Source organism: Lichenibacterium dinghuense, from assembly GCF_021730615.1.
Lineage (GTDB): Bacteria > Pseudomonadota > Alphaproteobacteria > Rhizobiales > Beijerinckiaceae > Lichenihabitans > Lichenihabitans dinghuensis.
Window position 1 is genome coordinate 17,129 of record NZ_JAJLMN010000005.1, and the last position, 22,147, is coordinate 39,275.

The 22,147-nt window shown below is 68.0% G+C and carries 39 protein-coding genes; 16 read left to right on the forward strand and 23 right to left on the reverse strand.

Annotated elements, in window-relative coordinates:
* Window positions 1-26 precede the first annotated feature (26 nt).
* Window positions 27-581 carry a fasciclin domain-containing protein gene (locus L7N97_RS29345; RefSeq protein ID WP_237483032.1) on the forward strand — a complete coding sequence of 185 codons (555 nt, stop codon included), beginning with the start codon at window positions 27-29 and terminating at the stop codon, window positions 579-581.
* 88 nt (window positions 582-669) lie between these two features.
* Entirely contained in the window at window positions 670-915 is a 246-nt protein-coding gene (locus L7N97_RS29350; RefSeq protein WP_237482952.1) for a helix-turn-helix domain-containing protein, read from the forward strand.
* A 70-nt stretch (window positions 916-985) separates the two neighbouring features.
* Here L7N97_RS29350 and L7N97_RS29355 read toward each other — a convergent pair whose 3' ends face one another.
* Window positions 986-1,180, reverse strand: a complete 195-nt coding sequence (locus L7N97_RS29355; protein ID WP_237482954.1) for a hypothetical protein — start codon at window positions 1,178-1,180, stop codon at window positions 986-988.
* 20 nt (window positions 1,181-1,200) lie between these two features.
* Entirely contained in the window at window positions 1,201-1,413 is a 213-nt protein-coding gene (locus L7N97_RS29360; RefSeq protein WP_237482558.1) for a hypothetical protein, read from the reverse strand.
* A gap of 410 nt (window positions 1,414-1,823) precedes the next feature.
* Here L7N97_RS29360 and istA point away from each other — a divergent pair, with 410 nt between their 5' ends.
* Both istA and istB read left to right on the forward strand, forming a co-directional pair.
* Window positions 1,824-3,338: an IS21 family transposase gene (gene istA, locus L7N97_RS29365; RefSeq protein WP_237480714.1), complete on the forward strand. Its 1,515-nt coding sequence runs from the start codon at window positions 1,824-1,826 to the stop codon at window positions 3,336-3,338.
* A 14-nt stretch (window positions 3,339-3,352) separates the two neighbouring features.
* Window positions 3,353-4,096 (forward strand): IS21-like element helper ATPase IstB, encoded by a 744-nt coding sequence (gene istB, locus L7N97_RS29370; protein ID WP_237478215.1) that lies wholly within the window; start codon window positions 3,353-3,355, stop codon window positions 4,094-4,096.
* A gap of 63 nt (window positions 4,097-4,159) precedes the next feature.
* Here the strand turns inward: istB and L7N97_RS29375 are convergent, their stop codons facing one another.
* On the reverse strand, window positions 4,160-4,471 hold the full coding sequence (locus L7N97_RS29375) for a hypothetical protein (RefSeq protein ID WP_237482956.1): 312 nt from the start codon (window positions 4,469-4,471) through the stop codon (window positions 4,160-4,162).
* Window positions 4,472-4,937: 466 nt separating this feature from the next.
* Between L7N97_RS29375 and L7N97_RS29380 the strand changes: the two genes are divergently transcribed.
* Together L7N97_RS29380 and L7N97_RS29385 are read left to right on the forward strand one after the other, a co-directional pair.
* Window positions 4,938-5,330, forward strand: coding sequence for a hypothetical protein (locus L7N97_RS29380; RefSeq protein WP_237482958.1), 393 nt, complete (start codon window positions 4,938-4,940; stop codon window positions 5,328-5,330).
* 240 nt (window positions 5,331-5,570) lie between these two features.
* Window positions 5,571-7,886 carry an HWE histidine kinase domain-containing protein gene (locus L7N97_RS29385; RefSeq protein ID WP_237482960.1) on the forward strand — a complete coding sequence of 772 codons (2,316 nt, stop codon included), beginning with the start codon at window positions 5,571-5,573 and terminating at the stop codon, window positions 7,884-7,886.
* Window positions 7,887-7,999: 113 nt separating this feature from the next.
* Here L7N97_RS29385 and L7N97_RS29390 read toward each other — a convergent pair whose 3' ends face one another.
* The 3 genes from L7N97_RS29390 to L7N97_RS29400 all read right to left on the reverse strand — a co-directional run bounded on the left by L7N97_RS29390 (window position 8,000) and on the right by L7N97_RS29400 (window position 9,689).
* Window positions 8,000-8,308: a BrnA antitoxin family protein gene (locus L7N97_RS29390; protein WP_237482962.1), complete on the reverse strand. Its 309-nt coding sequence runs from the start codon at window positions 8,306-8,308 to the stop codon at window positions 8,000-8,002.
* Window positions 8,295-8,570 carry a BrnT family toxin gene (locus L7N97_RS29395; RefSeq protein WP_237482963.1) on the reverse strand — a complete coding sequence of 92 codons (276 nt, stop codon included), beginning with the start codon at window positions 8,568-8,570 and terminating at the stop codon, window positions 8,295-8,297. Before L7N97_RS29395 ends, L7N97_RS29390 begins: the two co-directional genes overlap by 14 nt.
* Window positions 8,571-8,939: 369 nt before the next feature.
* Window positions 8,940-9,689 (reverse strand): hypothetical protein, encoded by a 750-nt coding sequence (locus tag L7N97_RS29400; protein WP_237482965.1) that lies wholly within the window; start codon window positions 9,687-9,689, stop codon window positions 8,940-8,942.
* A gap of 385 nt (window positions 9,690-10,074) precedes the next feature.
* Between L7N97_RS29400 and L7N97_RS29405 the strand changes: the two genes are divergently transcribed.
* From L7N97_RS29405 to L7N97_RS29440, 8 genes are all read left to right on the forward strand, one after another.
* Window positions 10,075-10,296, forward strand: coding sequence for a hypothetical protein (locus L7N97_RS29405; RefSeq protein ID WP_237482966.1), 222 nt, complete (start codon window positions 10,075-10,077; stop codon window positions 10,294-10,296).
* Window positions 10,296-10,526 carry a hypothetical protein gene (locus L7N97_RS29410; protein WP_237482968.1) on the forward strand — a complete coding sequence of 77 codons (231 nt, stop codon included), beginning with the start codon at window positions 10,296-10,298 and terminating at the stop codon, window positions 10,524-10,526. Before L7N97_RS29405 ends, L7N97_RS29410 begins: the two co-directional genes overlap by 1 nt.
* Entirely contained in the window at window positions 10,526-10,747 is a 222-nt protein-coding gene (locus L7N97_RS29415) for a hypothetical protein (protein WP_237482970.1), read from the forward strand. Before L7N97_RS29410 ends, L7N97_RS29415 begins: the two co-directional genes overlap by 1 nt.
* Window positions 10,748-10,807: 60 nt before the next feature.
* Window positions 10,808-11,017 carry a hypothetical protein gene (locus tag L7N97_RS29420; RefSeq protein WP_237482972.1) on the forward strand — a complete coding sequence of 70 codons (210 nt, stop codon included), beginning with the start codon at window positions 10,808-10,810 and terminating at the stop codon, window positions 11,015-11,017.
* Between the two features lie 201 nt (window positions 11,018-11,218).
* Window positions 11,219-11,467, forward strand: coding sequence for a DUF6894 family protein (locus tag L7N97_RS29425; RefSeq protein ID WP_237482974.1), 249 nt, complete (start codon window positions 11,219-11,221; stop codon window positions 11,465-11,467).
* A 76-nt stretch (window positions 11,468-11,543) separates the two neighbouring features.
* Window positions 11,544-11,741: a hypothetical protein gene (locus L7N97_RS29430; protein ID WP_237482976.1), complete on the forward strand. Its 198-nt coding sequence runs from the start codon at window positions 11,544-11,546 to the stop codon at window positions 11,739-11,741.
* 277 nt (window positions 11,742-12,018) lie between these two features.
* Complete coding sequence (locus L7N97_RS29435) at window positions 12,019-12,684, forward strand: ParA family protein (protein ID WP_237482978.1); 666 nt, start codon at window positions 12,019-12,021, stop codon at window positions 12,682-12,684.
* A complete protein-coding gene (locus L7N97_RS29440; RefSeq protein WP_237482980.1) occupies window positions 12,681-12,968 on the forward strand; it encodes a ribbon-helix-helix domain-containing protein in 288 nt (95 codons plus the stop codon). The genes L7N97_RS29435 and L7N97_RS29440 overlap by 4 nt, the downstream gene beginning before the upstream one ends.
* Window positions 12,969-13,012: 44 nt before the next feature.
* On the opposite strand, the gene L7N97_RS29445 is transcribed toward L7N97_RS29440, so the two are convergent.
* The 15 genes from L7N97_RS29445 to L7N97_RS29515 form a co-directional block, all read right to left on the reverse strand.
* Window positions 13,013-13,294 (reverse strand): SWIB/MDM2 domain-containing protein, encoded by a 282-nt coding sequence (locus tag L7N97_RS29445; protein ID WP_237482982.1) that lies wholly within the window; start codon window positions 13,292-13,294, stop codon window positions 13,013-13,015.
* Between the two features lie 92 nt (window positions 13,295-13,386).
* Window positions 13,387-13,650, reverse strand: a complete 264-nt coding sequence (locus L7N97_RS29450; protein WP_237482984.1) for a hypothetical protein — start codon at window positions 13,648-13,650, stop codon at window positions 13,387-13,389.
* Window positions 13,651-13,681: 31 nt separating this feature from the next.
* Window positions 13,682-13,906: a helix-turn-helix domain-containing protein gene (locus tag L7N97_RS29455; protein ID WP_237482986.1), complete on the reverse strand. Its 225-nt coding sequence runs from the start codon at window positions 13,904-13,906 to the stop codon at window positions 13,682-13,684.
* Window positions 13,907-14,006: 100 nt separating this feature from the next.
* Window positions 14,007-14,237 (reverse strand): hypothetical protein, encoded by a 231-nt coding sequence (locus L7N97_RS29460; RefSeq protein WP_237482989.1) that lies wholly within the window; start codon window positions 14,235-14,237, stop codon window positions 14,007-14,009.
* Window positions 14,234-14,551, reverse strand: a complete 318-nt coding sequence (locus L7N97_RS29465) for a hypothetical protein (RefSeq protein ID WP_237482990.1) — start codon at window positions 14,549-14,551, stop codon at window positions 14,234-14,236. The genes L7N97_RS29460 and L7N97_RS29465 overlap by 4 nt, the downstream gene beginning before the upstream one ends.
* A 134-nt stretch (window positions 14,552-14,685) precedes the next feature.
* Entirely contained in the window at window positions 14,686-14,943 is a 258-nt protein-coding gene (locus L7N97_RS29470) for a helix-turn-helix domain-containing protein (RefSeq protein WP_237482993.1), read from the reverse strand.
* Window positions 14,940-15,545, reverse strand: coding sequence for a helix-turn-helix domain-containing protein (locus tag L7N97_RS29475; RefSeq protein WP_237482995.1), 606 nt, complete (start codon window positions 15,543-15,545; stop codon window positions 14,940-14,942). Before L7N97_RS29475 ends, L7N97_RS29470 begins: the two co-directional genes overlap by 4 nt.
* A gap of 106 nt (window positions 15,546-15,651) precedes the next feature.
* Window positions 15,652-15,885 carry a hypothetical protein gene (locus tag L7N97_RS29480; RefSeq protein ID WP_237482996.1) on the reverse strand — a complete coding sequence of 78 codons (234 nt, stop codon included), beginning with the start codon at window positions 15,883-15,885 and terminating at the stop codon, window positions 15,652-15,654.
* 2 nt (window positions 15,886-15,887) lie between these two features.
* The gene (locus L7N97_RS29485; protein ID WP_237482998.1) at window positions 15,888-16,352 is read right to left on the reverse strand and encodes a helix-turn-helix domain-containing protein; all 465 of its coding nucleotides are present in this window, start codon (window positions 16,350-16,352) and stop codon (window positions 15,888-15,890) included.
* A gap of 181 nt (window positions 16,353-16,533) precedes the next feature.
* Complete coding sequence (locus tag L7N97_RS29490; RefSeq protein WP_237483000.1) at window positions 16,534-17,763, reverse strand: hypothetical protein; 1,230 nt, start codon at window positions 17,761-17,763, stop codon at window positions 16,534-16,536.
* Complete coding sequence (locus L7N97_RS29495; protein ID WP_237483003.1) at window positions 17,760-18,170, reverse strand: hypothetical protein; 411 nt, start codon at window positions 18,168-18,170, stop codon at window positions 17,760-17,762. The genes L7N97_RS29490 and L7N97_RS29495 overlap by 4 nt, the downstream gene beginning before the upstream one ends.
* Before the next feature lie 44 nt (window positions 18,171-18,214).
* Window positions 18,215-18,616, reverse strand: a complete 402-nt coding sequence (locus L7N97_RS29500; RefSeq protein ID WP_237483006.1) for a hypothetical protein — start codon at window positions 18,614-18,616, stop codon at window positions 18,215-18,217.
* Window positions 18,613-18,816: a hypothetical protein gene (locus L7N97_RS29505; RefSeq protein ID WP_237483007.1), complete on the reverse strand. Its 204-nt coding sequence runs from the start codon at window positions 18,814-18,816 to the stop codon at window positions 18,613-18,615. Before L7N97_RS29505 ends, L7N97_RS29500 begins: the two co-directional genes overlap by 4 nt.
* Window positions 18,813-19,196 (reverse strand): hypothetical protein, encoded by a 384-nt coding sequence (locus L7N97_RS29510; protein WP_237483008.1) that lies wholly within the window; start codon window positions 19,194-19,196, stop codon window positions 18,813-18,815. The genes L7N97_RS29505 and L7N97_RS29510 overlap by 4 nt, the downstream gene beginning before the upstream one ends.
* A gap of 203 nt (window positions 19,197-19,399) precedes the next feature.
* On the reverse strand, window positions 19,400-19,627 hold the full coding sequence (locus L7N97_RS29515) for a hypothetical protein (RefSeq protein ID WP_237483010.1): 228 nt from the start codon (window positions 19,625-19,627) through the stop codon (window positions 19,400-19,402).
* Window positions 19,628-20,056: 429 nt separating this feature from the next.
* On the opposite strand from L7N97_RS29515, the gene L7N97_RS29520 reads away from it, so the two are divergent.
* Window positions 20,057-20,233 carry a hypothetical protein gene (locus tag L7N97_RS29520; protein ID WP_237483011.1) on the forward strand — a complete coding sequence of 59 codons (177 nt, stop codon included), beginning with the start codon at window positions 20,057-20,059 and terminating at the stop codon, window positions 20,231-20,233.
* Between the two features lie 201 nt (window positions 20,234-20,434).
* On the opposite strand, the gene L7N97_RS29525 is transcribed toward L7N97_RS29520, so the two are convergent.
* Entirely contained in the window at window positions 20,435-20,683 is a 249-nt protein-coding gene (locus tag L7N97_RS29525; protein ID WP_237483013.1) for a hypothetical protein, read from the reverse strand.
* 108 nt (window positions 20,684-20,791) lie between these two features.
* Window positions 20,792-21,001, reverse strand: a complete 210-nt coding sequence (locus L7N97_RS29530; protein ID WP_237483034.1) for a cold-shock protein — start codon at window positions 20,999-21,001, stop codon at window positions 20,792-20,794.
* Window positions 21,002-21,875: 874 nt separating this feature from the next.
* Between L7N97_RS29530 and L7N97_RS29535 the strand changes: the two genes are divergently transcribed.
* The gene (locus tag L7N97_RS29535; RefSeq protein WP_237483014.1) at window positions 21,876-22,076 is read left to right on the forward strand and encodes a hypothetical protein; all 201 of its coding nucleotides are present in this window, start codon (window positions 21,876-21,878) and stop codon (window positions 22,074-22,076) included.
* The last annotated feature ends 71 nt before the right edge of the window (window positions 22,077-22,147 follow it).

Here is a 22,147-nt window from a genome sequence, read left to right on the forward strand (position 1 = left end):
TCATACAGGAGTAGACCATGACGACGATGACCAAGGGCCTGCGCGCGCTCACCCTCGCTGCAGCTCTCGCGGCCGGCACGGCCTCGGTCGCCTACGCGGCGGACCCGATGGTGGGCGGCGCGCCGATGTCGCCCAGCAAGAACGTTGTCGAGAACGCTTCTCAGGCCAAGAACCTGACCACCCTGGTGGCCGCCGTGAAGGCGGCGGGGCTCGTGAGCACCCTGGAGGGTCCCGGGCCGTTCACGGTGTTCGCGCCCACCAACGCGGCCTTCGACAAGCTGCCGAAGGGCACGGTTGAGAAGCTGACCCAGCCCGACATGAAGGCGGAGCTGACCAAGATCCTGACCTACCACGTAGTGCCGGGCAAGATCGACAAGGCCGAGCTTGAGAAGGACATCAAGGCGAACGGCGGCTCCTACAACATGAAGACCGTCGAGGGTGAGACCCTCACGGCCAAGATGGATGGCGACAAGATCGCGCTCATCGACGCCAAGGGTGGGGGTGCCCTGGTGGAGCAGGCGGACGTCTATCAGTCCAACGGCGTCGCCTACACGATCGACTCCGTTCTGATGCCGAAGTGACCCCTTCGCTGAACTGAGATCGACGGGCCGGGCTGCCTTGGGGCGGCTCGGTTCGTCACCCCGACCGTCGATGGATGGGTATCCCGGAATGCTGACAGGCACGCAGCTCAAAGCAGCCCGCGCCTTGCTGGGCCTGCAACGATCCAAGCTGGCAGAGCGCATGTGCCTCCCAACGCTGATCATCAGGCTCGCCGAGTCGAGCGACGGTGAGTGCCCCGTCACGGTCGCTCGGGCGCGCCAGATCCAGGGATACCTGGAGCGACAGGGCATCGAGTTCCTGCCCGTCGGCAGTGAGCCGGCCGCTCGTCTCATGGTAGGTGCCATCGGCGCCTGACGCGGCTCGGCCTGCTGCGCGCCGACAATGCCGGGAAATTGCCAAATTGCGGCCGGAAGGATGACGGCCCTCAATCATCCTGTTCGTCATCCACCAGTCGGCCACCCATGATCGCGATAGCGGCACGCGCAGCCCGTTCCGCCTTGTCGCGGTCGCCGGACACTTGGCCGTTGCGCACGAAGCAGCCGTGCGGGTCGTCGTAGACGGTCCAGTGCCACCGCTGGCCCGATGCATCGCTCTCGACGAGCCGCACATTGAACGACATGGGGCGGGGTGCCGCGGCCCTCACCTCGCGAGCCAGCCCTTCAGCTTGCCCTCGCGCCATAGCGTCCTGGCGTGGGTGCCGGGCGTCATGTCTTCAGCTCCCCGCGGCCGAGCGACCCTGCCGTCCCGCTCGGCCTCCATGTAGGCCAGGCACACGGCCTCTTGCTCGTCGCCGAGCTTGCGAAACAGCTCGCACATCGTCTCACGCTGGGGCGAGGCCGACCCAGGCCACATCAATGCATCCTCCGTCGCGCCATGCTCCAGAGCACGACCTCGCAGAGACGAAGAAGGCGCTCGCGCGTCTCCTGCCGGGTGGTGATACGGGCGGTCGGCAGTGTCGGGACAGAGGACGTCCTCGGGCTCGGCGGTGGCGCGATAGGCGTCATGCTTCGACAGCCCTCTGTCTGAGCGCGGCTTCCCCGGCCGACCGGGCGCTCTGCGTCGTGGAGTGCGGATTCCGATCGAAGCCGGCCACTGATTCCGAGATGAAGCCGGCCGCCATTCCGATTTGATGCCGGCCACCGTTCCGAGATGAAGCCGGCCACCCTGATCCGGCAATAGCGTCCCCGCAGGTCAGCAACCGCGGCACCCTGCCTCGCCCCCCACGCGAGGAGATCGGGATGCCGGCCAGGAGAGAGCTGACGATGCGACAGATCCGACACATGCTCCGGCTCGCCCGCGACGGGGTGAGCGCCCGCGAGATCGGCCGAACGCTCGGCATCGCGCGGTCCACCGTCCAGGACAACCTCGCCCGTGCGTCAGCGGCGGGCTTGGCTTGGCCGATCGATGAAGAGATCACCGACGCCGTCCTCGAACAGCGGCTGTTCGACCGCGTCGGCGTGAAGCAGGGCGTCAGACGACGCGTCGAGCCAGACTGGCCGTCGATGGTGCGCGAGATGCGCAGGCCCGGCGTCAACCTGATGGTTCTCTGGGAAGAGTATCGTGTATCTGAGCCCGGCGGCTACGGTTACTCGCGCTTCTGTGATCTTTACAGGGAGTTCGAACGCCGTGTCACGCCGGTGATGCGCCAACACCATGCCGCCGGCGACAAGGTGTTCGTCGACTATTCCGGCAAGCGCGTGCCCATCGTCGATCCCGCCACCGGCGTGGTGAGACAGGCCGAGATCTTCGTGGCGGTGCTGGGCGCCTCCAACCTCACCTACGCCGAGGCGACGTGGACCCAGGCGCTGCCGGACTGGATCGGCGCCCACGTGCGCCTGTTCGACTTTCTGGGCGGCGTGCCGCGCCTGGTGGTGCCCGACAACCTCAAGAGCGGGATCAACAAGGCGTCCTTCTACGATCCGGAGATCAATCGCTCCTACGGCACCATGGCCGAGCACTACGGCATCGGCGTGCTGCCGGCCCGGCCGAGGAAGCCGCGCGACAAGGCCAAGGTGGAGAACGGCGTCCGCTTCGCCCAGAGCTACATCCTGGGACGCCTGCGGGCCCAGACGTTCTTCTCGCTGGCCGAGTGCAACGCCGCCATCGCGGCCATGGTGGAGCGCATCAACGCCCACCCCATGCGCCGCCTCGGCACCACGCGCCGGGCGCTGTTCGAGGCCGTGGAGCGGGCCGCCCTGCTACCCCTGCCGTCGGCACCCTACGTCTTTGCCGAGTGGCGGCTGGCACGGGTCAACCTCGACTACCACGTCGAGGCTGCCGGCTTCCTGTACTCGGTGCCCCATGCGCTGATCCGCGAGCAGGTGGACGTGCGCCTGACGGAGCGCACCGTGGAGGTGTTCCACCGCGGCCAGCGCGTCGCCGCCCACGACCGGCGTTATGGCGGCGCCCGGCACGGCACCGACGTCGAGCACATGCCGAGCGCTCACCGGCGCTACGCGGAATGGACGCCGGCCCGCTTCGAGCGCTGGGGCCGGGAGATCGGCCCCGAAACCGAGGGCCTCGTCATCGCCATCCTGCGCGGGCGTCCCCATCCCGAGCAGGGCTTCCGCACCTGCCTGGGCGTGCTGCGCCTGTTTCGCGGCCTCGCCCCAGCTCGGGCCGAGGCCATCTCCGCCCGGGCCACGGCCATCGGTGCGCTCACCTACAAGAGCATCGCCTCCATCATTGCCAACAACCTCGACCGAAAGTCTCGAATAACAGAAACGACGAAGATCATCGATCATCCGAACCTGCGCGGCGCAGGCTACTTCCACTGATAGGAGACTTGACGATGCTTGCTCATCCCACACTCGAACTTCTGCACGGCCTCGGCCTGCACGGCATGGCGCAGGGCTACAAGACCCTGGACGGGAACCCGGAAGCGCAGGCGCTGACGCACGCCGAGTGGCTCGGCATCATCCTGGAGCACGAGAAGACCCTGCGCGAGCAGAAGCGCTTCGAAACCCGCGCCCGCGCCGCCCACCTGCGCCATCCGGCCAGCGTCGAGGATGTCGACTACCGCGCCCATCGCGGCCTCGACCGTGCCCTGTTCCTCAAGCTGTCCGGCTGCGACTGGATCCGAAGCCGGCGCAACCTGGTGATCACCGGGCCGTGCGGTGTCGGCAAAAGCTGGCTCGCCTGCGCGCTCGGCCAGAAGGCCTGCCGGGAGGACCTGTCGGTCCTGTACTACCGTGTGCCGCGCCTGTTCGCGGCGCTCGGTCTGGCGCGCGGCGACGGCCGCTATGCCAAACTGCTCAAGCAGCTCGCCCGCGCCAGGCTGCTGATCCTCGACGATTGGGGCCCTGAGCCCCTCAGCGCCGAGCAGGCGCGCGACCTTCTGGAGATCGTGGAGGACCGCTACGACGCCGGCTCGGTGCTGATCACCAGCCAGGTGCCGGTCGACCGCTGGTACGAGATGATCGCCATCCCGACCCTGGCCGATGCCGTGCTGGACCGCCTGATCCACAACGCCTACCGGATCGCGTTGTCCGGCGACAGCCTGCGCAAGCACCGCCCTGCCGACCAGCTGGCTTGACCCGAAACACTCCTCGACCGATCTACGAACCCGACCAGCGGGGCGCCATCGCCGTGGCCGGCTTCAGATCGGAACGGTGGCCGGCTTCATGTTGGAATGCTGGCCGGCTTGAAATCGGAATACCCGGCCGGCTTCGTCGGAATCTGCAGTGGAGTAGTCCTTGAGGCTTTTGTCGAACACCAGCGCCCCGAAACGGCGGATCTCCCAACCATACTCCAGGCCACCGGTGGGGCGCCGAACGACGAATACCTCCAGCGTGTCTCTGGGCAGGGCCGCCTCCCTCTTGCGCCGCCTCGCCTCGATCGCGGCCGCACGAGCGGCTTCCGTGAAATGACGTCGCGTTGGTCTGGTGAGCGGCATGTCGTCGAGCCCCAACGATGGACACGCGTCCATGTGGCACGCTCAACCCGCTCCAGCCCTCATCTCAAGTTAATTCTTCGTTCATTTTTCAGAAAAATCGCTTTTGTCAGATCGGCGATGCGCTCCGCCTTTCTCCTGACATCTAACATAAGCTACCAACAAACGATGCAATGATAGGTCATTATTGATAAATATGTAATCTCGGTGAGTTTTTGTACGGAACTTGGGTTGGATTACTGTCCTTAATCCGTGCGCCTTCGGGCGCATGCCCTTTTTGGGCGTTCCTCCCCAGACTTGGGCCGCTCGCCGGAAGGTGGAGCGGCCCTCTTTCGGGCTCCGGTTTCTTCCGCCCTGCCGCCTCGTTTCACGACGCAAGCTTGGACGTTCCCCAATCGCGGTAACTCGGACAGGCTGCTCCAGCTTGCCGGCCATGAGCAGCAACCCCGCCTCGATGCAGGATATGCCCATGGGAGAATAACTGATGCGCCTCGCCCTTGCTGCCTCAGTGATGCTGGTCGCAGGATCGGGATGGGCCGCCTCTCCTCGCCTCATCAGCACGACGCCGGGCAAGGATGCGCCGATCGGGGTTTACGCCGTGGTCCGCAGCGACTGCTCGGTCGGCGCCGCACCAGACATCCGCGTCATCCGACGTCCGGCGCACGGCGCCATCATGGTCGACGATGTCCGGCTGGCAGGGAGGGGTTCCGACCGGTGCGCGCCCGTAGTGGCTCTCGCCCATCGGGTGACGTACAGGCCGGCAGCGGGGTTCGTCGGCCAGGACGAGGTAACATTCGACATCGTCGATCGTGATACGGGGCAGGCTGATTCGCATCCGGTGACGATCGTCGTGCAGCCTGGGCTGCCGAACATCTGAGCGCTTCTCCGCCGATCGAAGCCGTCGCTGCTACCCGCTGAACGATGTCCCGGAGCACCGAAAGCGCCAAGTCGTGGCGCTGCAGGCTCGGCGGGCGTGCGGGGACCTGTTCGAGGGGCCGTATGGGTAAGCGTAGGGCTGCCGGTCGCTCAGTCCCCTCGACAGCCCGAGGTGGACGTGCGCCTCTTGTCTGCGATGGCAGGCGCACACTTTCACGGTTGGCCAGCAGGCGATGGCGAGATGGCCGGGCACACCCGCGCGTTCGACTGGTCGACGACGCCGCTGGGGCCGAGCGAGGCGTGGCCGCTGCCGCTGCGCACGGCTGTCGAGATGATGCTGGCATCGCCGATGCTGGCCACTCTGGCGGTCGGGCCCGAGCGGGTGTTCCTCTACAACGACGAGGCCGCCCGCCACTACGGCGGCAGCCATCCGGGCGTGCTCGGCCTTCCGCTGGCGCAGGCCTTCGCGCACGAGTTCGCCGACATCGCCCCCTTCTACGACCGCGTGTTCGGCGGGGAAAGCCTGCACGTCCCCGCGCAGCCGCTCGATCCGGGCCGACGCGGCGCGGCCGAGGTCTTCGACGCTTATCTGACGCCGGTGCGCGAGGTCGGTGGCGGCGTCATCGCAGCCCACATGACCGGCTTCGCCGTCGGCGAGCGCCTGCAAGCCGAGGCGAGGCTGCGCGCCAGCGAGGAGCGGCAGGCCTTCCTGCTCCGGCTCAGCGACGCGCTGCGGCCGGTCGGCGACCCGGTCGAAGTCCAGCGCATCGCCACGCGGATGCTGGGCCAGCACCTCGGGGCGACGCGCGTCTTCTACGTGGCCGTCGGCAGCGACGGCGACACCGCCGACATCCTGCACGACTACACGGACGGCGTTCCAAGCCGGGTCGGCCGCTACTCGCTGCAGGCCTTCTCGTCCTCCGCGCTCCGCGAATGGCGCGCCGGACGGACGGCCAGCACCGACGACGTCGAGGACGACACGCGCTACAGCCGCGCCGAGCGCGAAGCCTACGCGTCCGTGTCGACGCGCGCCGGGTTCGGTGTTCCTTTGATCAAAGAGGGGCGGCTGGTGGCGCTGCTCGGCGTCAACCAAGCCACGCCCAGGCATTGGTCCGATGACGACATCGAGATAACCGGCGATGTTGCTGAACGCACCTGGACGGCAGTCGAGCGTGCCCGTGCCGAGACGGCGCTGCGCGAGAGCGAGGAGGAACGCCGTTCGCTCATCACTGAGATGAACGAGGGCTTCTGCATTCTGGAAGTGATCCTCAACGACAACGACCGCGGAGTGGACTACCGCTTCCTCGAGACCAATCCGGCGTTCGTGCGGCAGGGCGGCTTCGACCCCGCCGGCCGGCTGATGTCGGAGATCGCGCCGATCGAGCCGGTCTGGCCCGCGGCCTATGGGCGGGTGGCGGCGACCGGCGTGCCCGAGCGGATTGTCGGCGGTGCCGCTGCCTTCGGTCGCATTTACGAGGTCTATGCCTTCCGCATCGGCAAATCGGTGGATCGTCGAATCGCGGTCTTCTTCACAGACATCACCGCCCGCACAATCGCCGAGGAACGGTTGCGAGAAAGCGAGGAGCAGCAGAGGCTGACGCTGCAGCTCGTCCCCGCCATGCTGTGGTCGGCCGATCCCGCCGGGCACCTCATCACTGCAGATCAGCGATGGAAGGCATCGACCGGGCTGGGTGACGCCGACGTCAACGATTTCGGCTGGCTCGACGCGGTCCACCCCGACGACAGGGAAGCCACGCAGGCGGCCTTCGCGCATGCCTACGCCACGGGCGAGCCGATCGAGCGACAGCACCGCATCCATCATGTCGGGGACGGATACCGATGGCACCTCGTCCGACATGTCCCCGTGCGCGACGAAAGCGGCGCCATCACGCGCTGGTTCGGCGCCGCCATCGACGTTCACGACCTGCATGAGCTTCAGGACCGCCAGGACGTCTTGGTCGCCGAGCTGCAGCATCGCACCCGCAACCTCATCGCCGTGGTGAAGGGCATCGCCAACGACATGATGGAGGAGACTGGCCCAACCGACGCTTTCCGCGCCGCCTTCTCCGACCGCTTGTCGGCCCTGTCGCGGGTGCAGGGTCTGCTGTCGCGCGCCGAAGCCGAGCCGATCACCATCGGCAACCTGCTGCGCCTGGAACTCGACGCGGTCGGGGCAACTGTCTCCGGGGCGCGCGTCACCACCGAAGGACCGGAGGTCTACCTGCGCCCGTCCACCGTGCAGACGCTCGCGCTCGCGCTGCACGAACTCGCCACCAATGCGCGCAAGCATGGTGCGCTGTCGCACGAAGGTGGGCGCCTCGCCGTGACGTGGCGAAAACGGGCTGAGGCCGGTGAATGCCGTCTCGCGATCGAATGGGTCGAGACCGGCCTGGAACAGGCTACGGAACGGCCTGCTTTGAACAGGCCGGGCGGCGGCTACGGCCGCGAGCTGATCGAGCACGCACTGCCGCACACTCTCGGTGCCCGCACCAGCTACGCCCTGACGGCCTCGGGCGTGCGCTGCACCATCGACCTCGTGGCTCGGCCTGGAACTTGAGGCGCCCGGGGGAGGCCAGTACGGACGCGGCCTCCCCCAACCCGACAGCCGCGGCGGATCGCGCGGCCGACCGGGACACCATGGGGCGGGATGGTTGATGGCGGGTTGACGACTCATGCGTCCAGCCCGAGCCCCTTCCGCAACATCTCGTTCGCCCGGCCCTGCCAGCCCGAGCCGCTGGCCCGCAGCGTCGCGAGCACGTCCTTGTCGAGGCGGAGTGAAACAAGATCCTTGGTCGGCGCCCTCTGCGGGCCGCGGCGGCGCTCCATGGCGGCCACCAGCTCCGGCATGGCCTCGGCGAGCGGGCGCGACTTGGCGAAGTCCTCGGCCGTCAGCTCGGGATTGTCGCTCACGTCGTCCCAATCCTCTTGAGTGTAGCCGTGGCCCGGCTCGAAGCCGGGGGCGTGTTCATGCGAAGCCATGGAGGGTCCTTTCCGTAAGGCTGGCGGGCCGGAGGCTGACCAGGGACAGCGCCTCCGACCCGAGCGGGGAGACGATCGCGACCACGACGAGCTCGCCGCCCATCCACCCGATGAGGGCGAAGCGCGTCCGGCCGGTGCGGCTGGTGTAGGCCTCGAACTGGCGCGCCGTACGGAAGTCGAACCCGTCAGCGAAGCCGTCCATGTCCAACCCGTGCTTGCGGAGGTTGGATAGGCGCTTCGGTTCGTCGAACACGATCATCATGGACAGATTGTAGATACAACATAGGGAGTGTCAACTCTGATTGTAGCTACATAAAGCACAGTGCGACGGCGTGAACCGTGTCTTATGCGGGCGCCGTGGGTAGCCATCCCGCACTTGCGCCGCCACTCCGCGCCGAAGGGCCGAAAACGCCGCCAGCGGGCTTCGTAGGGGCGGCGCGGAGCCTTGATCACTTCCACCACACCACCGCCCTCTGCGTTCCGTTGTCCCCCGACAGTGCGTCTTGTCGATTGCTGGACGGGAGAGAAGAATCTGTAATCCGAAGGGTGCCCGGGGTTCTGAACCCACCCCCTCGGGAGCTGATCGACGATGGGCAGTTGTCCGGAATTTCCGGACAACTCGCGGCCGCGCTCATCGCGCGACACCGTGGCGCTGGCTTGCACAGCGAGCACCACGCGCGGTCCATGTCCCCTTCGCCCCGCCTATCCAGCGCCCCCGATCAACCACCGGGAACTTCCCGGTAGTTGGGGCGGTGCCCTGCGGGGCCGGCTTCGCGCCTAAGCCGCTGGCGGCGCTGGCCCGCGGGGCGGTGCTCTCCGCCTGCCGCGGGTGGTCCCCAGCCCGCCTGCGGTCGCGCATCTTCAGCCAGGCGCGCAACTCCGGCGAGGTGACGCGCACCGTGTTGGGCGCCGATCGCCACGCCGTCAGCCTCCATTCCTCGCTCGTCAGGATCCCGAGCGCCACGGCCTGCCGGATGGCGTTCTGCACCGTGGTGCGCCCTACCCCGGCCAGCGCCGCGATGTGGCCGATGGTCAGCCGGCACAGGCCCCGGCGCGCCACCTCGGCGGCGATGGCCGACAGGGCCGCAGCCTCGCCCATGGTGAAGCGCGCGGCGAGCTGCGGCGGGAGCCACCCCGACGACGTCCAGCGCCGGCGACGCTCCATCGCGGCCGGCGAACGTGGCCGGGAGCCGACGCAGCGCTTGGGCTTGACCGGCCGGACCGGCATCGCTTTGCGCGCCGCGATCTCCTCGGCGAGCCCCTGCGCCTCTCCCTCCGTCAGCGCCCCGCAGGCGAAGCCCTTCCACACGGCCGCCGACAGCTCGGCAAGCCGCTCCCGTGGCGTGCCCGGCAGGGCTCGCCTGATGTCGTCCGCGAACATTCTCGACCCGTCCCATGGGCCGCACCGGGGCAAAGCGGGGTCGTTCGCGGAAACGCCAATTTCCGCGTTGACGACTCAGTGGCCGCTGTGGTGATCTCGCGACTGCTTAGGGTTGCGAGAGCACCTATCGATTCCAAAGAGCCTCCAGGCGCCAACCTGGGGGCTCTTTCCGTTTGTGGCCTGCTGCGGCGGCTGCGATCTCCTGGCGGCGGGAATCAGCCCCGCCGCGACACTCCATCGAGCCCGGACCGGGCCCTTGTGTCAAACTGGCGCGACGTCGAGGGCGAGCCGCCCGTTCTGCCGCCGGAGTGCAGCCGCGCCGGCCCTCACTCCCCGAATCACCCGGCCCGCCCTAGAACAGAAAGGGAACAAAGCGGAGGGTGCCATGCTCTACAAGCTCGGGGATGCAGTGCGGCTGCGCGATGGGTCGGCGATGCGTGAGGGGCTCGACCCATGGGAGGATGCGACCGGCAGGGTCGTCGCGATATTCGACGACATGACGCCGCCGCGGCTCAACGTGATGTACGGCGAGCATGGGCCGTTCCTGTCGACGGTGCTGGCGTCAGAGTTCGTGGCCGACCGGCCGTTCGACGGGGCGCCGTTCTGATGTCCGCCCGCCGCTCCGGGCGTCTGCCGGCCCTCACATCGCCCCTGACCTTGCTCGACCAGGTCGCGCCGATCCACCGCGCGCTGTGCGCCGAGATGGCCGAGCTGACGATCGGAGGGGCGCACTACGGCGCCGTGGCGCGGGCCGTCGAGGCACTGGCGCAGCTCGCCGCCGACCTCGGGCATCCGGGGCGGTTCGCGGAGATGGCGCCGCGGTCGAACATGGGCTGATGCCGACCGAACGCTTCATCCGCGACAAGGCCGCGATCTGCGATGATCTGGAGCGGCTGGCGCGGGCCCGGCGCGTCATCACCTACGGCGAGGCCGCGGCCCTGGTGGGACGCTCGGCGGCGGCGCTGATGCCCGTCCTCGCCGCGATCCGGGCCGAGGACGCGAGGCGGGGTCGGCCCGACCTGACGTGCCTCGTAGTGGCGGAGCAGGAGGGGTGTTGAAGGCGTGGGCTGTTGCGCTCATCGGTTGAAGGAGTAGCTTCCTTTGCCGGAGACTTCGCCATGCCCGACAAGCCCGCCCCCGAATTCTACGACGTCATGCAGGTCGGAGATGAAACTTACGCCGTGGTCTACGACGGCACGGACACTGTCGTCGTGCTCGACGGCGTTCCTCAGGTCGGCTTCGACATCCAGGATGCATACGATGTGGCGGAGAGCCTTGAGGCCATCAGGCACATCATGCCGAGTCGAGGCACGCGGACGGTCAACTGACCCTCACGGCGCCCGCCCCGCATTTGTCACATCGATCACCCTGCAGGGCACCCCTCCCGGCGACGCACAGCCGGAGAGGAGCAGGAGCAAAAGGACGAAGGACAGGGCGCGCATAGGCCTGAAATTGAGTCCATCGTACCCGACTCCGGCTTGAACCACAGCCGGCATGCCCCATCCTCATTTCGACGATGGAGGATTGCAATGCCGCGGTTCTACTTCGATTTGTACGACGAATCATCGTCCATATCGGACGAACATGGCGAGGTCTTCGCGACGCTGGGCGACGCCAGAGAGCAGGCTGTCGCCATCGTGCTCGACGTTTTGTCCGAAGCTCATGTCTTCCGACCTGCTCGGCACGGCTGCCGCATCCGAGGCGACCACGGTGAGGCCTTCTGCGACGTCCGCGTGACCATCGAGGTCTTCGCTCAGCAGGCAGCCTCTGACGCTTGACCGCACAGATCAGGCGACGCAACTCGCCCTTGGCGCCGCACCTTGCCTACAACCTGCACCGCACTACAACCTGCCGATGCCGACAGCCCACGCCATCGCCGCGGCCAGGACCGCGCTCGAAACCCTGCTGAGCCTCCGCAAGGTCACCGGCAAGACGGTCGCTGGGAAGCCGCTCAACAACGCGATCGACGTCGCCAGCGGGGAGGCGCGACAGATCTTGGACCAGCCTGCGCGGAGGCCGGAGCACGTCGCGAGGCGGTTCGGGGAGGGGTGAGACGGCGAAGCCGGCGGGTGGGAAGCGGGGGGGAAGGACGCGCGGGAGAGGGCCATCGCGGTTCAGGAGGCCGTGTTCAGGGCGAGGGCCGGACGGGACCAAACGGCGTCCGATCCGCTATTGTCGTATTGCCGATCTGGCGTGCACCGCTACGTCCGTAGGCTGCTATCAGCGTATTTCGCTGTCCCCATTGTGGCATGCCGTGCGATGGGCACAGCGCGGCAGCGCAGCACAAGCCTACGGTGATGTAGTCGTGTCGCCGTAGGAGGACAGCCATATGCGCGTGGTCGCGTTCAGTTCGCAGAAGGGAGGCTCGGGCAAGTCGACCCTGTCGGCCCATCTGTCCGTGTTCGCGGACGCGCCCGGCAAGCCGGCGCTCCTGATCGACACCGATCCGCAGGCGTCGCTCGCCTTCTGGCACGAACTGCGCGCGGCCGAGACGCCGATCCTGGTCAAATGCACCGCCAAGGATCTCCCGACCGTCATCGACGAGGCCAAGGCCGAGGGCATCGAGTGGGTGTTCATCGACACGCCGCCCCACAACGCTGCCGCCATCGCTGAGGCCATGCGGGCCGCGGACCTCATCGTGGTGCCGCTGCGCCCGGCCGTCTTCGACATCGCGGCGGTGGCGGCGACGCTCGACATGGCCAAGGCGCTGAACAAGTCGGCGCTGCCGGTCATCAACGCCGCGCCGGCCAAGCGCATCCTCGGCGAGCCGGCCGTGGTGTCGGAGGCGCGCCAAGCGCTCGCCGGGCTCGACGCGACGGCGTGGGCCGGGCAGATCACCCATCGGGCGGCCTTCGCTCACGCGCTGGCAAGCGGGCAGGCCGTGCACGAGTTCGAGCCGTCGAGCCCGGCGGCGGCCGAGATGGGCAAGCTGTGGGAAGCCGTCCGCAGCGCCACGGGCGCGGCTCCGGCGCCGAAGCGGAAGGGTCGGAAGTGAACGCGAAGCGGACCCCATTGTCGGGCCTCGGGGCTCGTCTGGCGAAGAAACCGGCGGATGCGGTCGACCCCGCGCCGACGCAGCCTGACGCCATCCAGGCCGACCCTGCTGCGCCGCGCGAGCGCGCCGCGGACGGACGCAAGGGGATCTTGGTCCGGGCCCGACCGGAAGCGTGGAAGGCTCTCAAGCTCGTGGCGCTGGACCGTGAGATCACGTTGCAAGAGGTGATGACGGAGGCGATCAACGACCTACTGACGAAGCACGGCAGGCCGCCAACGGCGTAGCGCGCTGGGCCGATGCTGCCATAGCGTGATAGCAGAGTAGCACTCTACGCCGCGGTGAGGTGCGGGCCGATGACCTTGGCGAGCTCGAACATGGTGATCCGCTCGGCACCGAAGATCGGCCGCAGCGTGGCGTCCGCGATGATCCCGCGCTTGTCGGCCGGGTCCTGCAGGTCGTGCTTGCGGATGTAGTCCCACAGCTTCGACACCACGGCGGTGCGGGCCAGCGGCTCGGCGCCGACCACGGCCGCCAGCTCGGGCGAGGGCGTCAGCGGCTTCGCCAGCGCGCCGGCGGTGCGGGGCTTCTTCGGGGCGACGGTGCGGGACATGATGCTATCCTCGTTGTACCGTGCGGATGCAGCGGCATTGTGTAATACGGAGCTAGCACGATAGCGATGTGCTGCAGTAGTGCGCTGGCGCACTACGAGCGTTGCTGATTGGTCGCCACCTCCGCCCCCGGCCGCCCCTCGGCGTCGAACGCGACGCGCACGCCGGCCCGCTCCAGCGCCGTGCGGATGGCCCACACGTCGGAGTGCGACAGCGTCGCCATGTCTGCGTCGTCCTGGGCTTTGATGACCATGTCGAAGCTGATTTTGGAGGCTTTGGTGAGCTTGGGCGAGGACCACCGGAGGAGGGCGCGAGCCTGCCGGACCTGGGCGGCGGTGAGTGTCGGCGGGGCGGTCACGCCGTCGTCGCCGAGAGGGCGCAGGCAGAGGTCACGTGTTCACCTTCAGCCTTGGTCCATCGGCAGCAAACTCGATGCCGGCGCGCTCGCACGTCCGCCTGAGCGCGAGCATCTGTCCGTCGAGCAACATGGAGGCGCTCTCCTGATACTCAATGACCTCGATCACCGAGAGCGGCAGGAAGGCTTGGCGGCTCAGGTCGGCGCGGTCCCAGCCCAGCAACTCGCGCGCCGCGCGGATCTGCCGGCCCGTCACCATGATGCACCTCCCCAACCAAGCGGCCGATCCGGTCGGATTTCAGCGCTCCCTCGCTCCGACGCGGAAGGCGTAGTCGCGAGGGCGATCGTCGGGAGACGCATCAGGCCAGCTTCTCTCGCAGGCGCGGGCCTTCCGGCGCAAACTCGACGCCGGCACGGTGGAACCCATCGTTGAGGACGATCTCGCGCACCAGGGTCGCCTCGATCACGGTCTCGGCCGCCATCACTCTATCAATCACGTGTAGTGGAAGTGCAGTTCGGCGCTGCAGGTCGTAGCGCCCCCAGCGAAGGAGTTGGCAGGCGTCGCGCACCTGTTGGCCGGTCAACGTCATGCCCGCCCCCCGGACTGAGGAGGGAAGGAATCGTCCAGCACGCGATGGCGCCGCGCCGCGTTCCGTGCCGCCTCGCCCGGCGACAAGCGCTGTCCACGCTCCCACGCCGCCCGAAGGCCCAGCAGCAGCTCGATTTCACTCTCTGCGTAAAGACAACCAATCCACGCCGTCGCGGTGCCGTCCTGGTGACGTCCGATCCACTTGAACACCGTCACGACAGCGTCGAGGAACGCGAGGGGGTGGGGGCTGCAGAGTGTCGCGTCGACCAAGGCGACGAGCTGCTCTGTGGTCATCTGCTGTTCGCTGGAAGGCATGAAGGTTCCACGGCGCCCAGCGTCGGCTATCCCGGCACGTTACAGGCACGCATCAACCATCACATGATAATTTTGTTCGCCAGAGCAGGAATAATCCAGAGATCGTTACTTCAGAATACATCGATGCGCGTCGGTCACGCCGTCGCTGCCCTCGCGTCGCTGATGCCGGCCCTCCTGCGCCCCTCACCCGTGATGACGTAGACGCGGCGGGGCGACCTCTCGCCAGCGGCCTTGCCGCTGCGGCCGGCGATGAGGCGCTGGCTTTCCAGCATGATGAGGCGGCCGCGGACCTCGCCGGGCGACATGGCGCAGGCCGTGCCGATCTCAGCCGCGCTGGCGGTGGTGCGGGCGGCGAGGTGATGGAGGATGGCGAGTTCGGGGGAGGGGGTCACGCCTTCGTTGAGCTTTTCATGATCTCTCCAGCTTCAGCCAACGCACGCCCGAGCAGCTGTGCCAAGGCACCTGCATCGTGTGTTCCGGCTTGCTGGAGCAGCGCCAGCAAGGGATCGACCACGGCGCGTGTCGGTTCAAGGGAGACGCGCTGGCGTTCTACCCGTGAAGCCGGTGCTGGTGGGGGCACAATCTCGGTGACAGGCTGCTCCGCACCGTCCCCTTTTCCGAGTTCTCGGACCAGCGCCAGAAGCGTCTTGGCGACACGGGGATCACGGACCTGCTGAAACAACTCTGCCGATCTCCGAGCCCCTTTTCCGGTAGAGCCGGTCGACGTCGCCATATGCGTATCGAAGAACGATCCAGGATGGATTTTCAGCGCTCTGGCGATCCGGTTCAGGGTACTCACTGCCATCCGATCTTTGCCAAGCTCGTACTTCTGCAGCTTCTGATACGCGATGCCGACAGCGTCGCTGAGCGCCCTCTGTGTTATCTGAGCAGCGACGCGCGCCTCACGAATGCGAGCGCCGATCATCACCTCGAACTCGATGTCGCGACCGCTCTTACTCGCATCTCGCGGCTGAAACTCAGTGCGACGACCCACGCTTCAGCTCCTCGGTTGCGATCAGCCATAAGATGCATGACGCGCTCAGGAGTTGAAGCAAAATCTAGGCTGTCGCAGCTACGACCGGTGAGGAAATGGAGGGTCGTCAGCTTGGGGAAGAGGGACACGGCGCCCGCCTCACGATCCCCTCGGCCTCGGTGAGCGCATGCCCGAGGTGGCGAGCCAACGTCACGGCACCGGCCGCCTCGGCCTCCCGCAACAGCGCCGGCAGGGCCACGATCGCGGCTCGCGCCGCCGGGATGTAGTCGGCGCCGGCCTCCTGCTCGACGTCGCGCCGGGCGCGAGGTGCCGAGCGCTCGAAGACGTGGGGGCGACGCATCGTCAGGGCGCCCCGTCGCCGGTGACGGTGGACTGCTCGTCTTCCGACCCCGCAAGCATGTCGGCGAGCGCGAGCAGGCGTTTCGCAACGACGGGGTCGCGCACGCGCTGGATGCGCTGTCCAAGCTTGATGACGGCTTTCACGTCAGGAATAGGGCCGGTCGCCGCTGGCATGTCCTCGTCGAAGAACGATCCGGCGTGAACGCCGAGGGCCACGGCTATGGCATGCAGGGTGCTCACAGCGACACGGTCCCTGCCGAGCTCGTACTTCTGCACCTGCTGGAAGCTGATGCCGACCGCTTGGCCAAGTGCACCTTGGCTCATGTGGGCAGCTAGGCGAGCGGCGCGAATTCGGGCGCCGAGAGAGATGTCGAATTCCGGATTGCGCTTGACGCGCTTGAGGCGCTCGGGGGCGGGCGGCGGCTGATCACCGGCGGCCTTCTTCGGGGCTCGGGGTACGCGCGCCATCAGCTCTCGACCTTCCGCAACCGCACCCCGGCGCCGCCACCATTCTCGAGAATGGACTCGGCACCGGCGTTCACAGGAAGGTCGGCTTCCTCACCGGGTTTGCAACCTGCTCTGCCCCACCTCACTGCATCACTCGTCTTCGACAGCTTGGTCATCGCGCGTCCTCTGTCGCCATGGCCTGTCAGCGCGGCCTGTCGGCGGCTGGTTTTGACGGGCGGGCAGCCAGAGTCACTGCCCATGCGTCCGGTGCCTTCTCGTCGGCCGGCGACGGGTTGATGACGATCCGGACCGCCTCGCCGCGGTCGATCGCCCGCGCCGCGTCGGCCCAAGGGATGCGCGGATAGGGCTCCTTGGTCCAGGGGTCGACGGCGGCGAGCATCAGCGCCATGCCGACCACCCCGGCCAGCGAGGACGGGCGAAGCCGCAGGAGGCACAGCGTTAGCGTCCACAGCACGACGAGGCGAGGAATGTAGAAGTAGCGCTCTGCCGCGTAGATGTTGTCGAAGTATGCGTTATCGCCGATGAAGCGCAGAAAGGTTGCGAGCAGGCCGAGGCCCGCGAAGAGGTAGAGCCGAGCAGCGAGCCGCGGGACGGAGAAGGCCGCGACAACGGCGGCCGCAACCAGCGCCACGTCATCCCGCACGTGGGCGGACCGCAAGGTGCGCCCTACGTGGGCCGCTTGGCCAATCCAACGGTCGAGCAGCGTGGCGGCGAAGTGCAGCGGCGCCAAAGCATCCGGCGCTGTGGCGGGCTTAGGCTCGAAGAGCACCAGGGTGAGTTGCACGGATGCCCCTGCCAGGGCCAGAACGCATAGTAGGACGGCGAAGCCATCCCGCCTGCGGTCCCACAGGCGCCACAGCGCCAAAGGCGCGGCGAAGATCGAGAACGGGCCCGTGAGGCTCGCCGCCGCGACGAAGGCCAGTTGGTTGACGCGGGCCAGCCGCCCCGCCGGCGCGGGCGTGGCCAGAACCAGGGCGAGCGCCGGCCCGGTCAGCCATTGGACGTTGGTCAGCGTGCCGAAGACCTCGCCGTCGGTGGGCGGCAGCAGCATGAGGGGCGCCAGCACCCAGGCGTGGCGCTGCCCCGTCGACGCCACCGTGGCGGCCGCCCAGGCTACGACGACCGTGGCGAACAGGAGGTAGAGACCGGGCGCCTGGGGTGATGGGAAGGCCGAGGTCGCCAGCGCGGCGAGCCGGGGCAGGACATGGAGGTAGCCCGCATAGGGCGTGACGAGAGAGCCCCGGCCGCCCAGCTTGGCACCGACGAAGAAGACGCGCCCATCTTCAGCCACCAGTTGCGGATGCACGGCCGATTGGCCGCTGCGCCACAGGTAGAGCGCCACGGCCAGCGCGGTCGCCAGCGCGACGAGGCCTGCCCCGGCGCGTTTCGACAGGACGACGCTGGCGCTCACGAGCCGAACCGCTCCGGGAACACAAGTCGATCCTGGATCTCTGCGCCACGAGCATCCGAGGGCAGGTTCGGGACCCTCCAAACGCGATCGCCGAAGGCCAAGGACAGCGCGTTCCGATCCTCGTCCGAGAATCCAACGGCGATCACGTCGACACGGTCGAGCGGATCCGCGGAACCGTGCAAAGCGGTCAGCGACGCCAAGGCTGTTTCGAAAGCCGTCATATGATGCAGCCGCACCCCCGCCCCGCCGCTGCCCTCCGGGATGAACTCGACGCCGGCGGCTTCGAGAACGGAGCGGACCGCCAAGGCGTCAGGCTTCCGCATCATCGCCATTCCATCGACCGCTTCGACCCTGGCGACGAGGGCCAGCGCGACGCCGGCCTCCCTGGCGAGGTCGGCCTGTTCCATGCCGGCGAGGATGCGCCCCTCTCGGAACTGGCGCCCTGAGAGGATCATGGCTCGGCCTTCCGCAAGCGGACGCCGGCTCCGCCGTTCTCCGGGATGAACGCCGGCGCCGGCCGCACGGCTTCCCAGCTCCTCGCGAGCCCCTGGAAGTTTCGGAGCACCGCGGCCGCTATGGCCGGGTCACCGTTCTTGCCCGTCTCCCTGTCCGCACCGCACAGCGTCGCGAACAGCCGATGATGCGCGACCGCTTGGAAGTAGCCGAGAGGCGCCGATGGATGACCGTCCTGGACGGGCTGCAGCCGCTCGGCCGTCTCGTGCGCCTCGGCGATGACCGCCGCAACTTTGTCCAGCATGGCCCGCTCAATCGCCGCCAGCGCCGCGCCGAAGCGCGCCTGCTCGGGGGTGGGGATCGGGCAGGCGCCTTCAGTCATCGCGAGATCCTCAGTCACGCTTCGGCATCGCCATCGGCCTGCTCAGCGACATGGGCCAGGGCCGCGGCGAGGTGTTCTTTGACGGCGTGAAGCCCGAGCTTTTCGGCGTTGAGGGCGGCTTCGGTCAGGACGTCTTTCAGCATGCCGAGGTCGACCGCCGTCTCCGCTTCCGTGACGTCCAGGAAGGGTCGATGGTGAGCGGTCACGTCGGTTGTCACCGGAACCGCTCCATGTCGGCGAGACGGCCCAGGTCGACCATGTCGAACACGCTCGGCTGCTTGTCGGCGCCGCGGAAGACATTGACCAAGCCGAGGCCGTGGTGCTCGCGCCAGTCGACGCGCTTGCGAACCGCCCTGTGCAGGATCATCGGGCCGACGCCCGTCACAATCACGGCCTCGTTCGGGTCGGCGTCGGCGTAGCGGTCTGTTGCTGCCGCGCTCTGCGATGCGGCCGGTATCTCCTCTGGGCTCCCGCTGGACAGGTAGCCCTTAGCGCGGAGGTGGTCGGTGAGAGCACGGCGGACGGCCTCAGGACGGCCGATCTCGCCTTCATGATCGCCTGCGAAAGCGTCCAATGCCGCGAGCAGAGGATCATGCATCCGCACGACAACCTGCTGGCCTTTGCCAGTCGCCGGGCGACCCCCAAGGTTTTTGCTAGCACCGCTTGACGACATACGTTTATGCTGGCATAAACCTCGGGCCGAAGCAAGGCTGGAACCCTTGCCTCGGCCCTGACCACCACGATCCCACGGAGATCACGATGGCTGCCGCCACCGATAGCACATCCGCGCCCGCTCGACGCCTACTTCGAGCCACCGACCCCCGCCACATCCTGACCACCGCCGAGTTTCCCGCCCTTGTGGCGAAGGCGCTGCCGGTCGCCCTCGGGCCGCAGGTCGATTGAGACCGCCTCGATGCCGCGTCCCCAGACGCCGCCGAGCGTCACGCGCGGGTGCTTCGCCAGAACGGCGCGGGCGGCCGCCCTCGCGCATCGAATGGCCTCGTAACGGGCTTCGGTCAGCGCAGGCATGGTCGGTTCTCCCGGTCCGTCCTGCCGATCCCTGTGCGGGTCCGCTCCTGATCCGCGGCTGAACCGCCGCTTCATCTCCCGTTTAGCTGCCGCCGACACGCGCTCCCGCATGAACGACGACGCGCGCCCCCTCACCTGTGACGGCCTGCGTAGCCTGGGCCGACGTCCACTCCCGACATCTTCCCAAGGTCTTCGCCATGCACATCGCTGAGATCCTGCGCTGAACCATCGTGTCCGGCTTTGCTGCCGCTCTGCTCCGGCTCCCCCGCCAGCCACGTTCTGGTCGCTCGGCGCCGGCCGCCCCTTCGTCCTCGCTCGCGCCACCGTCGGGGCAGGCCGCTTCCGGCAGTCCGCGCCATCCTGATCTCCTGACCGGCAGCAGCCGGACCTTTTTCCCCCTCCCACATCGTGCGTCGGGCCGCGGGCGACGTGGCGGGCAAGACCGTGGCGGCACAGGTCCGTCAGGCGGCGAGGCACCTCGGCTACGCGGCGGACGACTGGCGCGTGCGGGAGGCGTGGTACGGCCGGGCCGAGTCCTGGTCCGCGGCGGCGCTGGACGAGCTGCGACGGCGCTACGCGGCGTGGCGAGACCGGGAAGACGGCTGAGCCTCGACGGGGCTGGAGGGGCGCGTCGCCGCGGTGCTGCGGCGGCTTGCCAAGCTGAAGCGCGAGGTCGCGGCGCTGGAGGCCGAGGTCGGCCGCCTGTTCGTCACTGACGGGGGGGCACCGGCGATGCGTGACGCTCAGATCAAGCAAGAGGAGCGATCCGTCGCTCGGCCGAAGAGACCGGCGCTGACCCTGAAAGGGTCAGGCCGCCTTGAACTGGAAGTCCGCGGTTCGAGGCATCACGGGGACGTGCTCCTCATAGCCGAGGCGGAACAGCTGCATGCGCGACATGAGCAGGATCATGCGCGCCTTGGTCTCTTTAATAGTGGAGATTACCGTCTCGGAGGCCAAGTGGCCGCCACGATAGAGCCGGAGCAGCACCACGGCTCGGCCGTCGTCCGACGGACGCATGGTGAGGTGGAACCGCACCTGTTCCTTGCTGTGGTCCATGCCTCTCCCCGTCGCCACCGTTCAACGGTGCTTGCGACGACAGAAAAGATCAGCATGGTTAACCGTTGGTTAAAGCGGTGTCATGCAGATGTCGGGGTGGCCGCTGCCTCACTGCACCTTGATCTGGTCCGCGGACATCTTCCCCGACCGCTTGTCGGCCACGAGCTCGTAGGAAACCTTGGAGCCGTCCGCGAGATCGGTCAGGCCGGCGCGCTGCACAGCGGAGATGTGCACGAAGGCGTCCGAACCGCCGGCGTCGGGCTGGATGAAGCCAAAGCCTTTGACCGGGTCGAACCATTTCACGGTGCCTGTCGCCATCGTCGTCGTCTCGCATTTCATCGGGCGACAACGGGCAGGGCGTGCCGGCGTTCCGCGCTGGCCGTCGGGGCGATCCGTTCCCTTCCGTGCCGCACGGCCGATGCGGTCGATCGCGCGGCGCCGGCCCACCTTCATCAGCTTCACCAGGAGGCACGGGCCCTTGGCCATCTCGGTCTCAAGGGCCTGCCGGAGCGCGTCGAGGTCGACCTCACCGGAGATGGCGGCATCGATCCGGCGCAGGGCTTCGGAGAGAACCGCAGCTTGGCGCTCGGGGCTGGGCAGGGCGATGCGGCGGACCGGCATGGAGCGCCTCGCGAAAAGACCCGCGGCCCACGTCGGGTTAGGGTGATAGTGCGGGCCGCGGGGCGGGCGATGCGCCCGGCGATCGCATTCCACCACATTGAGCGGTCAACTGCATCACCCGAATGGGCGAGGGGTCGCACCCCTGGCGCCCTGACCGCCAATGGTCGCGGCTTGGTTCCTCGGATGGTGGCGGTGTGGGCGCGGCGGGGGTGGTGAGCCCTGCCAGGCTAGGCCGGGTTTGCGCTCTGCGGCTCTACCAGCGACAGGCTGAGCATCGTCTCGACGCGCGCGCGCAGCTTGTCCTCAGTGTCGTTTGCTCAGTGGGGCGGTTCTGTGACGCGATCCGGGCGGGGACGCTCGGCGCGCTCGGCGTCCCCATCGTCATGTTGGCGCCGGCGTGGTGGAAGCGACGCGTCGACATCGGGCCCGGCACGGACCGGAAGGACGAGGCGAGGTCGAAAGTCATCGCGCGGTGGCCCGCCATGGCGGACAGGTTCGCCCGCAAGAAGGACGATAGTCGCGCCGAGGCATGCCTGATCGCGGTTGCGGGACTGACGCGGGAGGCGGGACGATGACGGACAAGCACCAAGACGCGCCGCACCCGCTCCGCTCGACGCTGGCACTGCTGGAGCGCGAGGCGGCCCGGCGAGCGAAGGGGACGCACCCCGGCATGATGCGGCTCGACGACGCCGAGCTCGCGGCGCTGCTGGAGGTGCTTCAGCGCGAGGTTGGGGCGGCGATGGTCGAGACAGAGGGAGCGGCGGGGCGATGAGCAAGAGCACCACGAAGGCCAAGGCGGCGTCGATCGACATGACCGCGCCGGGAGCCACCCGGAACATCGTA